17 protein-coding genes are annotated in these 12,955 nt (G+C 48.1%); 7 read left to right on the top strand and 10 right to left on the bottom strand.

Annotated features, from left to right (window positions below):
- The first annotated feature begins 5 nt into the window (after nt 1-5).
- From yjgA to BN4_RS16755, 3 genes are all read left to right on the top strand, one after another.
- Nucleotides 6-545 (top strand): ribosome biogenesis factor YjgA, encoded by a 540-nt coding sequence (gene yjgA, locus BN4_RS16765; protein WP_015416607.1) that lies wholly within the window; start codon nt 6-8, stop codon nt 543-545.
- Between the two features lie 86 nt (nt 546-631).
- Nucleotides 632-901, top strand: coding sequence for a hypothetical protein (locus BN4_RS16760; RefSeq protein ID WP_015416606.1), 270 nt, complete (start codon nt 632-634; stop codon nt 899-901).
- Nucleotides 902-1,072: 171 nt separating this feature from the next.
- Entirely contained in the window at nt 1,073-1,963 is an 891-nt protein-coding gene (locus tag BN4_RS16755; protein ID WP_015416605.1) for a DMT family transporter, read from the top strand.
- Between the two features lie 99 nt (nt 1,964-2,062).
- On the opposite strand, the gene BN4_RS16750 is transcribed toward BN4_RS16755, so the two are convergent.
- Nucleotides 2,063-2,890, bottom strand: a complete 828-nt coding sequence (locus tag BN4_RS16750; RefSeq protein WP_015416604.1) for a 1,4-dihydroxy-6-naphthoate synthase — start codon at nt 2,888-2,890, stop codon at nt 2,063-2,065.
- A 123-nt stretch (nt 2,891-3,013) separates the two neighbouring features.
- Here BN4_RS16750 and BN4_RS16745 point away from each other — a divergent pair, with 123 nt between their 5' ends.
- The 4 genes from BN4_RS16745 to BN4_RS16730 are packed head-to-tail and all read left to right on the top strand — an operon-like array spanning nt 3,014 to nt 6,650.
- Nucleotides 3,014-3,652 carry a TetR/AcrR family transcriptional regulator gene (locus BN4_RS16745; RefSeq protein ID WP_015416603.1) on the top strand — a complete coding sequence of 213 codons (639 nt, stop codon included), beginning with the start codon at nt 3,014-3,016 and terminating at the stop codon, nt 3,650-3,652.
- 9 nt (nt 3,653-3,661) lie between these two features.
- Entirely contained in the window at nt 3,662-4,756 is a 1,095-nt protein-coding gene (gene mqnE / locus BN4_RS16740) for an aminofutalosine synthase MqnE (protein WP_015416602.1), read from the top strand.
- A 2-nt stretch (nt 4,757-4,758) separates the two neighbouring features.
- Entirely contained in the window at nt 4,759-5,826 is a 1,068-nt protein-coding gene (gene mqnC / locus BN4_RS16735) for a cyclic dehypoxanthinyl futalosine synthase (protein ID WP_015416601.1), read from the top strand.
- A complete protein-coding gene (locus tag BN4_RS16730; RefSeq protein ID WP_015416600.1) occupies nt 5,826-6,650 on the top strand; it encodes a menaquinone biosynthetic enzyme MqnA/MqnD family protein in 825 nt (274 codons plus the stop codon). The genes mqnC and BN4_RS16730 overlap by 1 nt, the downstream gene beginning before the upstream one ends.
- 50 nt (nt 6,651-6,700) lie before the next feature.
- Here BN4_RS16730 and BN4_RS16725 read toward each other — a convergent pair whose 3' ends face one another.
- The 9 genes from BN4_RS16725 to secY all read right to left on the bottom strand — a co-directional run bounded on the left by BN4_RS16725 (nt 6,701) and on the right by secY (nt 12,947).
- On the bottom strand, nt 6,701-7,594 hold the full coding sequence (locus BN4_RS16725) for a selenium metabolism-associated LysR family transcriptional regulator (RefSeq protein ID WP_015416599.1): 894 nt from the start codon (nt 7,592-7,594) through the stop codon (nt 6,701-6,703).
- An 85-nt stretch (nt 7,595-7,679) separates the two neighbouring features.
- Complete coding sequence (rplQ, locus tag BN4_RS16720) at nt 7,680-8,087, bottom strand: 50S ribosomal protein L17 (RefSeq protein WP_015416598.1); 408 nt, start codon at nt 8,085-8,087, stop codon at nt 7,680-7,682.
- On the bottom strand, nt 8,077-9,117 hold the full coding sequence (locus BN4_RS16715; RefSeq protein WP_015416597.1) for a DNA-directed RNA polymerase subunit alpha: 1,041 nt from the start codon (nt 9,115-9,117) through the stop codon (nt 8,077-8,079). Before BN4_RS16715 ends, rplQ begins: the two co-directional genes overlap by 11 nt.
- A 12-nt stretch (nt 9,118-9,129) precedes the next feature.
- Nucleotides 9,130-9,756, bottom strand: a complete 627-nt coding sequence (gene rpsD, locus BN4_RS16710) for a 30S ribosomal protein S4 (protein ID WP_015416596.1) — start codon at nt 9,754-9,756, stop codon at nt 9,130-9,132.
- Nucleotides 9,757-9,771: 15 nt separating this feature from the next.
- Complete coding sequence (gene rpsK, locus BN4_RS16705) at nt 9,772-10,158, bottom strand: 30S ribosomal protein S11 (protein ID WP_015416595.1); 387 nt, start codon at nt 10,156-10,158, stop codon at nt 9,772-9,774.
- A 79-nt stretch (nt 10,159-10,237) separates the two neighbouring features.
- Nucleotides 10,238-10,609, bottom strand: coding sequence for a 30S ribosomal protein S13 (rpsM, locus tag BN4_RS16700; RefSeq protein ID WP_015416594.1), 372 nt, complete (start codon nt 10,607-10,609; stop codon nt 10,238-10,240).
- Between the two features lie 15 nt (nt 10,610-10,624).
- Entirely contained in the window at nt 10,625-10,738 is a 114-nt protein-coding gene (gene rpmJ, locus BN4_RS17595) for a 50S ribosomal protein L36 (protein WP_014324049.1), read from the bottom strand.
- Nucleotides 10,739-10,866: 128 nt separating this feature from the next.
- Nucleotides 10,867-11,637, bottom strand: coding sequence for a type I methionyl aminopeptidase (gene map / locus BN4_RS16695; RefSeq protein WP_015416593.1), 771 nt, complete (start codon nt 11,635-11,637; stop codon nt 10,867-10,869).
- A gap of 2 nt (nt 11,638-11,639) precedes the next feature.
- Nucleotides 11,640-12,947 carry a preprotein translocase subunit SecY gene (gene secY / locus BN4_RS16690; RefSeq protein ID WP_173399605.1) on the bottom strand — a complete coding sequence of 436 codons (1,308 nt, stop codon included), beginning with the start codon at nt 12,945-12,947 and terminating at the stop codon, nt 11,640-11,642.
- Nucleotides 12,948-12,955: the final 8 nt, after the last annotated feature.

Here is a 12,955-nt window from a genome sequence, read left to right as displayed (position 1 = left end):
ACCCTATGAAAAAGAAACAAAAACGCGACCTCTATGCCCCGGAAGAGTTCGATGAGGTGAACGATGCACCCAGTCGATCTCAGCTCAAACGGGATATGCATGAACTCCAGCAGCTGGGCGAAGACCTGGCCGCGCTGGGCGACCGTGTCGTCAAGGAATCCGACCTTCCCGGTGATGTTGAAAAGGCATTGCTGCTCATCAAGAAAATAACCAAACATGAAGCCCGCCGCAGGCATATGCAATATGTCGGCAAACTGATGAGAACATTCGACACCACACAAGTTCGTGAAATTGTCGAAGCTGCCAAGCAGGGGCACGATGTCAGGACCGCTGAATTTCATCGTATCGAAGTCATGCGAGACCGTCTCATCGGAGGAGATGACGATTTCTTGCAGGAGCTTTTCGACCAGCACCCAGAACAAGGACAAAGGATACGCCAGCTCGTCCTGAGCGCTCGCCGTGAGAAGCTCAAAGGCAAACCGCCCAAAGATGCGCGAGCCTTGTTCAAGCTGCTAAGACTCCTCCCTTCTTCTGAAGAAATATAGCCATCTTCCCTTGACGTTGGTGGTTCCGTATTTATCATCAGGTCAGAGCATGCATCAGTGCTGATCATTTTGAAAAAGGAGTGACTATGGTTATTCATGAATATGCCGGTATCGTTACCGAACTGGAGGACCACAAGTGTCCGCATTGCGGAACACTCATGTCCCCGTGGCTTCCTCCGCCGGAAACAGGATGGGATGTTATCCTGATCTGTGAAAGCAACAACTGTTCTTTCTATCTCGGCTCTGAAGAAGATATCGCACATAAACGCGAAGGCTCCCATCTTGGTTGCCGTTTCGCTCTTAATCCGCAAAATGGATACAAGCCGGTTAACGTGCTGGCTGTATGCCCACATTAAACACCAAGCCCATACGAGCGAACAAACCCCTGCACTCTGCGGGGGTTTGTCTTTTAATGAACAATCATCGTAAAATTCGATCAACTCCATGACAACAAATGATGCCCGGAATCATTTCCAAGACTTCCCAAGAATGATAGAACTCGCCAAACGACAACAACAGGGAGCATAGTGACGACATCACAAGGATCAGCCCGGGCCTTTCTCGCTCTTCTAGCCGGAGTAACCCTCTGGGCCAGCTCATTCGTGGCCTTGAAAATAGCTTTCAAGCATTTTGACCCAATGGTCGTGATTTTCGGAAGGATGTTCATCGCATCCCTCTGCTTTCTCACTGTTTTCAAATCCCTCAGACATATTGACTACCAGAAAGGAGACTGGAAACGCCTTTTGTTCATGGGAGTCTGCGAACCCGGATTCTATTTTGTTTTTGAAGCCATGGCCCTTTCACACACCGACGCTTCCCAGGCCGGAATGATTTGTGCGCTCCTCCCTCTCCTGGTTGCTGTCGCTGCCCGGTTTGTACTTGGAGAACGAATCTCACGCCGCACCCTCACCGGCTTTACTCTCGCAATTATAGGGGCATGCACCCTCTCCATGGCGGCCGAGACCACAAGCACAGCATCAAACCCCGCGTTGGGTAATTTCCTCGAGTTCATGGCCATGATTTGTGCGACTGGCTATATGATCACACTGAAGGGGTTAACCCCACGCTATAATCCCTGGTTCCTGACCATGATTCAAGCATTTATCGGATCGCTCTTCTACTTTCCGCTTCTGTTTATCCCCAGCACAACGCTCCCTACGGAGTTTGCAATCCCCGGTGTTCTCGCGATCTTCTATTTGGGTATTTTTGTCACTATCGCAGCTTATGGACTCTACAATTACGGTATGTCCAAAACCACGGCAAATCAGGCATCAGCCTTCATCAATCTCATCCCAGTCATCACACTCTTCTTCGGCTGGTTCTTCCTTGGTGAGAGACTCAATATGGTTCAGTACGCTGCCTCAGCTCTGGTCATAGCCGGTGTCTCTATCAGCCAGGGCCGACGAAGAAAAAGCTGAGAATTCCTTATTGTCAATTTACCGCCGCATCCCGTGATATGTACAAAGCAAGAGGCCGTCCCACTGGGACGGCCTCTTGCTTTGGCGGATACCTTCGCTTTAGACTGTGATGAATTCATTTCCTTGGGTCCACCCGGCTTCCTTGAGCAACCTTCGCACAGCAGACACTCCCGCATCACCGACATCAAGACTGTAATCGGTGACAAAAGTTGCGATATGTTCCTGAATGACCGCATCATCCATTTCTTGCGCATGAGCTTTTATATATGCTGCGGCCTTGTCTGGAAACTGGCTGGCTTCAAGAAGGCTTTGCCGAATCGCTTCATTCATGGCTCGCGCGGTTTCTTCTCCGAGCGACCGCCGGATAGCTATCGCTCCCAATGGGATAGGCAATCCAGTGTGCCGTTCCCACCACGCACCAAGGTCAAGAAGCTTGTTCAGCCCTTTATCACCAAATGTAAAACGCCCTTCATGAATGACGACACCGGCTTCGACCTCTCCCGCTGCTACCGCAGGCATCACTTCATCGAAGATCATTTCCCGGCACTCCACATTTATACCTGCATTGTGACAACACAAACCAAACAGCAAATGCGCAGTCGTTTTCCGGCCCGGAGTCGCAATGACCTTCCCATCCAATGAAGCAAGGTCACGCTCTCCCTTTGTGACGACAATTGGCCCGACTCCATATCCCATTGCTCCTCCGGCGCGAAGAAGAACATATTCATCCAAAATACCTGCTGCGGCGGCCACTGAGACCTTGATAACATCCAATTTTCCCGTAGCTGCCGAAGCATTCAACTCTTCCACATCAGCAAGAGTAATCTCGAGACCTCCGGGCCAAGCAACTGAACCGGACGCAAGACCATGAAAGATATATGTATCATTGGGACACGGCGAATATCCGAGAAGAAGCTTCTTTTTCATTACAACCACCTAATATTAAATACTAAAAAAACTACACTTGACAGGGTGTATGCCCATGGATAAAAAGAGTGACCACCCGGTCACATTTAACTGAACCCACTCCAAAGAGCAAGGGCACCAGCCATGAATCCTCAAAAGACATTTGAAAATCTACCCGATGAAAAACGCCAGCGGATTCTCTCGGAAGCGACCAGAGAATTTGCCGATCACGGCTATCATCAGGCCAGTATAAACACCATCGTCAATAAACTCGGGATTGCAAAAGGATCTCTCTTCAAATATTTCGGTAACAAGCAAGGACTTTTCGAATATCTTTTCGGCGACGCTATTTCACAGTTCAAGCAGCCTCTCAAAGCTATACGCGATACTGATTCCGGAGATTTCTTTCAAAGAATTGAAAAAAGTTTTCTGGCCAGTGGCGCATTCACCCAGTCTCATCCACATCTCTACCGCATCTATCTTAAAATGCTTTTCAATGAGAATTTTCCACTCAGGGAAAAATTTCTCACCGAAATAAGACGGGCACACGACAAATTCTTACGACAACTGGTTGAAGACGGTATAGCTTCAGGACAACTCCGAAAGGATCTGGATATCGATATTACTGTTTTCACCATCCATTCCATCTTTGACAGATTCCTTCAAAGCCACACAGTCCCAACTCTCGATCATGGAGTCGGACCAAGTGGACAATCATTGGAAGACCTTGCCCAAGCTATGACAGACCTTTTGAGACATGGCCTGACAGAGTCCCCCAACTAGGAGATATTTATGCAATTATTACAAAATGATTACTTCAAAAACCAAGATCTTGGCGATATTCACGCCAAGGTGTGCGCGGGTAAACGCCTGTCTTTTGAAGACGGGATGACACTTTTTGACTGTCCAGAACCCCTGGCCATCGGAGCCTTGGCCAATATGGTGCGCACACGCATGCACGGGGATAAGGCTTTCTATGTCATCAACCAGCATATTAATTACACCAATATTTGTATCAATGGATGTGTCTTTTGCGCCTATCAGCGAGAGGAGGGACAAAACGGCGCTTTTGTCCTGAACAAAGAAGAGGTTCTCGCCAAAATAGATTCGACTGCGCTCACTCCCCGCGAAATTCATATAGTAGGAGGATGCCATCCGAAACTGCCGTTAGCCTATTTTGAAGATATCTTGCAGGCAGTGAAAGAAAAAGCTCCGACAGCCATTCTGAAATGTTTTACAGCTGTTGAAATTGCCCACTTCGCAGAGTTGGAAGAAACTACGACAAAAGAGGTCTTGGCACGGCTTAAAGCGGCAGGCCTTGATATGCTTCCCGGCGGTGGAGCGGAAATTTTTGCTCCCGAGGTGCGAAAACAAATCTGCCCTCGTAAATCAACAGCCCAGGAGTGGCTTACCATCCACGAGGAAGCACACAAGCTCGGTATGAAAACGAACGGGACCATGCTCTTCGGGCATATCGAATCCCGTCAACACCGCATTGACCATCTTATGCAACTTCGCGAATCCCAGGACCGAGGCGGTGGCTATACCTGTTTTATCCCCCTGCCTTTTCTCACTGAAAACAGTCAACTTACCATCGAGCATCCGCTCACGGGCTTGGAAAAACTGCGCACAATAGCTATCAGCAGACTTATGCTCGATAACATCCCACACATCAAAGCCTACTGGGTCATGCTTGGCGTGAAGCAAGCCCAGGCTGCGCTCAAATTCGGAGCAGATGATTTTGACGGGACAGTCGTTGAAGAAAAAATCGGCCACGAAGCCGGTGCAACCAGTGAACAGGGGATGACTCGCTCGGAGTTGGAAGCCATGATTCGCGGATGTGGCTGTACTCCTGTCGAACGAGACGGCTTCTTTAATGAGGTATAAGCATGATTCTTGACTCACTCTATCAGAAAATACTCAATGGGAACCGCATCAATTTTGATGAAGCCACAACCCTCTACAAGGAGGCTGACTTCTTTGACCTAGGCTACCTTGCCAATGCGGTCCGATGGGCAAAACATCCGAACCCCATTGTAACTTATGTCGTGGACCGAAATATCAACTACTCCAATATTTGCGTCTGCTGTTGCAAATTCTGCGCATTTTACAAGGAACCTGATCAGGAAGGTGGGTACGTCCTGACCTTTGAAGAGATCGGCGAAAAAATTCAGGAAACGATCGACCTGGGTGGTACGCAGATTCTCATGCAAGGAGGCCATCATCCCGATATCCCTCTCTCATGGTATGAAGAGATGCTCCGATACATCAAAAAGCATTACACTGTGCACATACATGCATTTTCGCCACCCGAAGTCGTTTTTTGGAGTGAAAAAGAAAAAATCCCGATAGCCAAAGTTATTGAAAGGCTTCACAAGGCTGGATTAGATTCCATTCCAGGCGGCGGAGCGGAAATTCTTGTAGATGCTGTACGGGCTGAAGTGGCCCCGAACAAGTGCCCCGCAGACCAATGGCTAAGTGTTATGGAAGAAGCACACACCCAGGGCTTGCGTACAACAGCAACCATGATGTTCGGCCATGTCGAGACAGTTGAACAGCGCCTGCAACACCTCTTTGCCATCCGAGAGACTCAAGACCGCACATCCGGTTTTACAGCCTTTATCCCATGGACATTCCAACCGGACAATACAGAGCTTCCGAATTGCCGTAAGCTGACGAGTGTTGAGTATCTCAGAATGCTCGCAGTTAGCCGTATCGTTCTCGATAATATCGACAATATACAAGTCTCCTGGGTGACCATGGGACCCCAGATAGCCCAGCTTGCACTTTCTTTCGGGGGCAATGATTTTGGCTCCACCATGATAGAGGAAAATGTGGTCAAAGCGGCAGGGGTTTCCTTTCGTCTTACTCGGAAAGAGATACACGGGTTAGTCGAAGCCGCCGGTCTGACCGCACGACAACGAAGCATGGATTACACTCTTTTGGAGCAGAAATAATGACTATACAGTTGGGTAAAATAGGATATCTCAATGTCCTTCCGATATATCACCCGATCGAAAAGAATTTAATTGAGAACGACTTCAATATAGTCTCTGGCCCCCCATCCGCTTTGAATAAACTGATGGATGCAGGAAAGCTCGATCTTTCAGCCAATTCAAGTATCGAATATGCTCGACACTTTGAAAAATACTACCTTATTCCTCATATAGCCATCGGGAGTTGTGGCCCAGTGCAAAGTGTCCTTTTACTGAGTCGATACCCCAAAGAGGAACTTGAGGGAAAGACCATACTTGTCAGTTCCCAGACACACACTTCAGCGGCTCTTCTTCAGATTTTACTTTCGGAATTCTGGAAGATAAAAGTTAATTTTGTCTCCGGCGATGCAACAAAAGAGTTGGAGGAAGGGGAATTACCTGACGCAATCCTGGCAATTGGTGATGAAGCGCTGAACCTTCGCTATCATCCTGAGTATCAATCCCGTGTAGATCTCGGGGAAGAATGGAGAAACATGACAGGACTCCCCTTCATTTTCGGAGTGTGGATTGTCCGGCGCGAGAGTTACCATGCTTCACCGGAGAAGATCAGAATAGCTTGTGAAAAATTAATAGAAGGAAAAGATTGGGGAAACGAACACATTCACGATATGTGTGTTCTAGCAGCTGATGGCAGTTGCCTTAACGAAGAAGAAATGTGCTCATACTTTGATGGTCTTGTCTATGATCTGGGCAGTAAAGAAATACAGGGGCTTGAACTTTTTTACCAGCATCTCAAGAAGAACGACTTGATCTCAACCATCCCAGAGTTGGTTTTCATTCCTTAATACTATAAAAGCCACCCTCTCTTTTCGCAGGGGGTGGCTATTCAACAATCTTAAAGAGATTGCACAAAATCAACAAAAGTTTGCAGTGCTGGGAACATGTGTCTGTCTCTGTGGTAAATTAAATAGAATTTTCTTTTGCCGGCAAGTTGAGGCACATCAAGTTGTTTCATTGCCCCACTTTTAAGGTACTCTTCAGTTGCCAACCGGGATGTGACACTGACACCAACACCGCTCAAAGTATGAGCAATTGCTTCACATGTCCCTTCAACCCAACAGCGAACATTCAGACTCAATAACGACAGTCCTACAGTTTCGAGTGCAGACTCCAACACACGGCGTGTAGCAGAGCCTTTTTCACGCATAACCCATGGTAGGCTCGCTACATCTTCAATTGGTACTGAGCCATTTCCTTGAGGAAGCCACGAAGCATTGTTGGCGGCTACAACCACAATTTCATCACCCATGATTTCAAGAGCTTCAAGTCCCTCTTCTTCAGGCTTCTGCCCCACAAGACCGACAGGGTATTCTCCATTTGCGACACGTCTGATAATTTCTGAAGAATCACTTGTATGGACATGAAAACTGACTTGAGGATATTTCGCCGAAAATTTGGCTAAATATCCTGGCAAGATGTGATGCGAGGGAATAGTGCTGCACCCAATAGTCAGTTCACCAACAACCTTATCTCGCAACATTTCAATGGAAGCTTTAGCTTGATCAAGATTTTCAAAAACAGCTACAGCTCTTTCATACAACACATGTCCTGCTTGAGTAGGCAAAACTTTACGACCTAATCTATCAAAAAGCCTTACACCAAGCTCTTCCTCAAGATTCGCGACATGAGAGCTTATTGTCGGTTGCGAAAGGTACATGACCTCCCCAGCCTTAGAAAAATTTTGCAACTCATAGACTTTGCAAAAAGCATCAAGCTTGCGTACATCCATAGGAAACGATCCATTTCATTGATAATATCTATACTAAATTTGAAAAAAAGGGGCAGGCTTCATGCCTGCCCCTTTTTAATATTCGCTAATCTTCTTTAGATTCAGTCTTTTCCGCTTCAGGAGCGGTATCGACTGCTTTCTTGGTCAATTCGATAATGACCATAGGAGCGCAGTCGCCCTTACGGGGCTGAGAGAGTTTGATAATACGGGTATATCCACCTGTACCACCCTCAAAGCGAGGACCGATTACATCGAAAAGACGCTGCACCATCTGGTGACTTCCAAGAACCTTGTAAGCCTGACGGCGTGTATGAAGGTCATTGCGCAAGGCCAAAGTTATGAGCTTGTCAACAACTCGACGCAGTTCTTTAGCTTTAGCTTCAGTAGTGCGAATCTGTTCGTAGGTCAGGAGCGCACGGGCCATGTTTTTGAACATGGCAGTGCGGTGAGAATTCGACCGATTCAGTTTGCGACCGGACTTTCTATGCCTCATTTTTCTCTTTCCTCTTCATCCATTCCTGGTATTTCTTGTCAAAATCCTCAACGATCATACCAAACTTAAGAGTCATGCTGTCAAGGACTCGACGGATCTCATCGAGTGATTTCCTACCGAAGTTCTTGGTTTTGAGCATGCTCTGTTCAGTACGTTGAACCAGTTCACCAACAAGTTGAATATTGGCAGCCTTCAGACAATTGGTGGCACGAACGGAAAGTTCAAGTTCATCAATTGACTTGAAGAGGTTCGGGTTCAGATCAATGGCATCTTCCTCTTCCTCTGCAGCTTCAGAGGAAAGTTCATCAAAATTAATGAACACGGAAAGCTGATCTTTCAGGATTTTGGCGCTATATGCACAGGCATCCTCAGGAGAGACAGAACCGTCTGTCCACACTTCGAGGATCAATTTATCATAGTTTGTCATCTGACCGACACGAGCCTGTTCAACGGAGTATGCTACTTTTTTAACCGGAGAATAGCTCGCATCCAGAATGATGGAACCGATTTCATCGGCAAGGCCTTCATGCATATCAGCAGGGACATACCCTTTGCCCATACGCACCTCAAGCTCCATCTTCAGGGGACGGTTTTCTGTCAGGGTGGCGATAAGCTGGTCAGAATTCAGAACTTTGACATTCTGATTTTCCTGGATCATTCCGGCAGTGACCTGGCCCTTTTTATTCGCCTCGAGAAGGAGACGTTGGGGCTCATCTGTGGTCATAGCGATACGAACCTGCTTCAGGTTGAGCACCACCTCAGTCATGTCTTCCAAAACCCCAGGCATGGTCGTGAACTCGTGCTGCACGCCTTCTATGGAGGCGGCAACAATGGCACACCCCTGCATAGAGGACAGAAGGACCCTGCGCATGGCGTTGCCTATAGTAGTGGCATAGCCGCGCTCCAGGGGTTCACAGATGAACTTCCCGTAATTTTCGCCGGACTTTGGATCGCGAGCGAGCTTTTCGGGTTTAACCAGTTCACTCCAGTTGCGGGTGTTGATGAGTTTGTCGCCGTTCTCAATAAGCATGAAGTCCCCTATTTACTTGGAGTACAATTCGACAATGAGCTGCTCGTTGATCGGGAACTGAATGTCGTCCCTGCTCGGCATGGCCTTGACCGTGCCTTTGAAGTTAGCACCGTCGGACTCCAACCACTCGGGGCAGCCGCGGCGGGCGATGACTTCCTGAGCCTCGTTAATCACGGGGATCTTACGAGCTTCCTCACGGACCTCAATGACATCTTCAGGCTGGACCTGCATGGACGGAATGTTCACGCGACGTCCATTCATCTTAAAGATGCCATGACGCACCAACTGACGAGCCTGGTCACGGGAATTTGCATAACCGAGACGGAAGATGACGTTGTCCAATCGGCGTTCGAGGAGAATCAACAGGTTATGACCTGTAACTCCCTTCATGCCGTCAGCACGATGATAATAATCACGGAACTGGCCTTCAAGAATGCCATACATACGGCGAACTTTCTGTTTTTCACGCAACTGGATGGCGTAATCGCTCATCTTGTGGCGCATGCGGCCGGAGTGTCCCGGAGGGTATGGGCGCTTTTCGTATGCGCACTTATCAGTATAGCAGCGATCGCCCTTGAGGAACAACTTGGTTCCTTCGCGGCGGCACAGCTTGCATTTTGCTTGAGTATATCTTGCCACAGTGAATCTCCTTAATTAAACCCGGCGGCGTTTGGGCGGACGGCAACCATTATGCGGAATAGGTGTGATATCCCGGATAAACGTAACCTTGAAACCAGCGTTATTGATGGCGCGCATTGCAGCCTCACGTCCGGAGCCAGGGCCCTTGACGTAAATGCCGACAGTCCGCATACCGGAATCCTGCGCGCGTTTGGCGGCGGATTCGGCAGCCATCTGTGCCGCAAAAGGAGTGGACTTGCGGGAACCCTTGAAGTGAGCACCGGCAGAAGCCCAGCTAACAACATTGCCCTTGACATCTGTGAAGGTCACGATCGTGTTATTGAACGTGGCCTTGACGTGGGCGATGCCGACGGGGATGTTTTTCTTCTCTTTTTTCTTCCCAGCTCGACGAGGTCTAGCCATGCCATAATCTCCGTTGAATAAAAGTCTTATACAACGCATGTATACCAAAACGGTAACATGCGATAGTCGCTAAGCGAACTTATTTCTTCTTGCGGCCCATGACAGAACGACGGGGACCCTTGCGAGTACGAGCATTTGTCTTGGACTTTTGCCCACGAACAGGGAGACCACGACGATGGCGCAGGCCACGGTAGCAGCCGATATCCATCAGGCGCTTGATGTTGGTTGTGATTTCACGACGGAGATCACCCTCAACTTTATAGTTGTTTTCAATCTCGGTACGAATGAGGTTGACCTCATCAGCATTCAGGTTGTCGGAATTGGTTTTCCAGTCAACGTTGGTTGCATCGAGAATCTGCAGGGCCATGGTCCGGCCTATACCGTAGATGTAGGTCAGCGCAATATCCATGCGCTTGTTTCTCGGCAAATCTACACCAGCTATACGTGCCATAGTATTTTACCCTTTTTATCCTTGACGTTGCTTGTGTCTCGGGTTTTCGCAGATCACCCTGAGAACACCGTTGCGCCTGATTACTTTGCACTTGGAACACATTTTCTTAACAGAAGGTCTGACTTTCATGACCGTCTCCAAACGTTCTAAATAACAATAATGCCCATGCCCCCTTTCGGGGTTGGCCTTTTAAACGAAGCTGTGTCTTATACAGCGTTTCTAGACAAAGAGCAAGCCGAACAATTCATCTCCGTGAATTATTCGGAGGCGCTCAATATCGTCGGTCCATCGGAGGTTACAGCGATCGTGTGCTCAAAATGAGCAGACATTTTTCTGTCTTTCGTCACTGCAGTCCAATTATCGTCCAATATTTCCACTTCATAACTCCCAACCGTGACCATCGGCTCTATGGCAAGCACCATACCGGCTTTAAGAGGAACACCGGTCATGCCCTTGGGGACGAAGTTGGGGATCTCAGGCTTCTCATGAAGATGACTTCCGATCCCATGGCCGACAAATCGACGAACTATTCCAAAACCAAACCCTTCAACGTATGACTGTATTGCCGCGGAGATGTCATACAAGTTGTTTCCAGGCAAGGCTTGTTCGATACCTTTATGAAGAGACTCACGAGTTACGTCCATGAGTTTTTTTGTTTCAGGATCAACAGCCCCCACACCAAAGGTGCGAGCTGAATCGCCGTAAAAACCATTGAATACGACTCCCATATCAAAGCTGACAATATCGCCTTCCTGAAGGATGCGTTTGTCAGAGGGAAATCCATGAACAATCTCTTCGTTTACAGAACAACAAAGGGCAAAAGGAAAACCCTGATACCCCAGAAATGCAGGACGCACATTGTACTCAGCGCACCGTGTCCGGCAAATCTCCTCAAAGAGAATTGTGGGAACGCCAGGTTTGACGTTTTCACCAAGCTCATCGAGTATTCTTGAAACAATACGATTGGCCTCACGCATGAGGCCAATCTCTTTTTCGTTTTTGAGGAACACGCCCCTGAATTTCTTCAAGGTTAACGTCCTTTTCCAGCTTTGCCCATCAAACCCTCATACTGACGCGAAATCAGGTAGGATTCGATCTGGCCCATGAAGTCCATGGCTACACCCACAACGATCAAGAGGGAAGTTCCACCAAAATAAAACGGAACTCCAAAGTTCGAGATCAAAAACATGGGTACAACACACACAAACGCGACGTAAAAAGCACCCCACAAAGTGATTCTAGCCAGCACCTTATCGATATACTCTCGGGTGCGGTTACCCGGACGAATGCCCGGTATAAAGCCACCTTGCTTTTGAATATTCTCTGCTATTCCTTTTGGGTCAAACATGATTGCCGTGTAGAAGTAACAGAAGAAGATGACAATTCCAACAAATAAAATGTTATAAATGATGGAACTCGGGGTCATAAACGACGCGATGTCCTTCAACCACTGCACATTCGAAAACTGTGCAACAGTCGCTGGAAACATCAGAATGGAAGAAGCGAAGATTGGCGGAATAACACCAGCAGTGTTAATCTTAAGGGGCAAATGTGTCGTCTGCCCACCAAACATACGTCTTCCCTGCTGACGCTTAGCATAGTGAATCGGAATCCTGCGTTGTCCCCGTTCCATAAAGACAATGAACGCCAAAATAGCGGCCATGAAGAGTCCTATGAACAAGAGAACAAACAGAGAGATTTCTCCAACTGTCATCAACTGCACGGTTTTTGAAATAGCACCAGGTAGCCCTGCCACAATACCTGCATAGATGATCAGGGAAATACCGTTTCCGATTCCCTTTTCAGTCATTTGTTCACCCAGCCACATCAGGAACACGGTACCGGAGGTGAGGGTCAAGATAGTTATCAACTTGAACCCCCAGCCTGGATCGATGACCATAGGTGCCCCGGTGGGACTGGCAGCGGACTCAAGACCGGATGCAATGGCAAAGCCCTGCACCACGGTAATGAGAACGGTACCATATCTGGTGTACTGGGTTATTTTTTTCCGCCCGGCTTCCCCTTCCTCCTTTTGGAGGCGCTTCAACTCGGGCGACACGACTGTCAGGAGTTGAAGAATAATGGAAGCCGAGATGTAGGGCATGATGCCCAAGGCAAAGATGGACATTTTGGAAAGCCCACCGCCCGAGAACATATCGAATATCCCGAAGAGAGTGTTCTGCGCCTGCGCGAAAAATTCGGCAAGCGCTGCGCTGTCGACGCCTGGAATAGGGATATGGATGCCCATCCGGTAGACAGCAAGCAATGCGAACGTCCAGAGCAATTTATTTTTCAACTCTGGCACTCGGGCAAGATTCTCAACTCCTGACATCGACACAATAACCC

This window comes from Pseudodesulfovibrio piezophilus C1TLV30, from assembly GCF_000341895.1.
GTDB lineage: Bacteria > Desulfobacterota > Desulfovibrionia > Desulfovibrionales > Desulfovibrionaceae > Pseudodesulfovibrio > Pseudodesulfovibrio piezophilus.
Note: the sequence above shows the minus strand (reverse complement) of the source record. Positions and strands in the feature narration are given on the sequence as shown.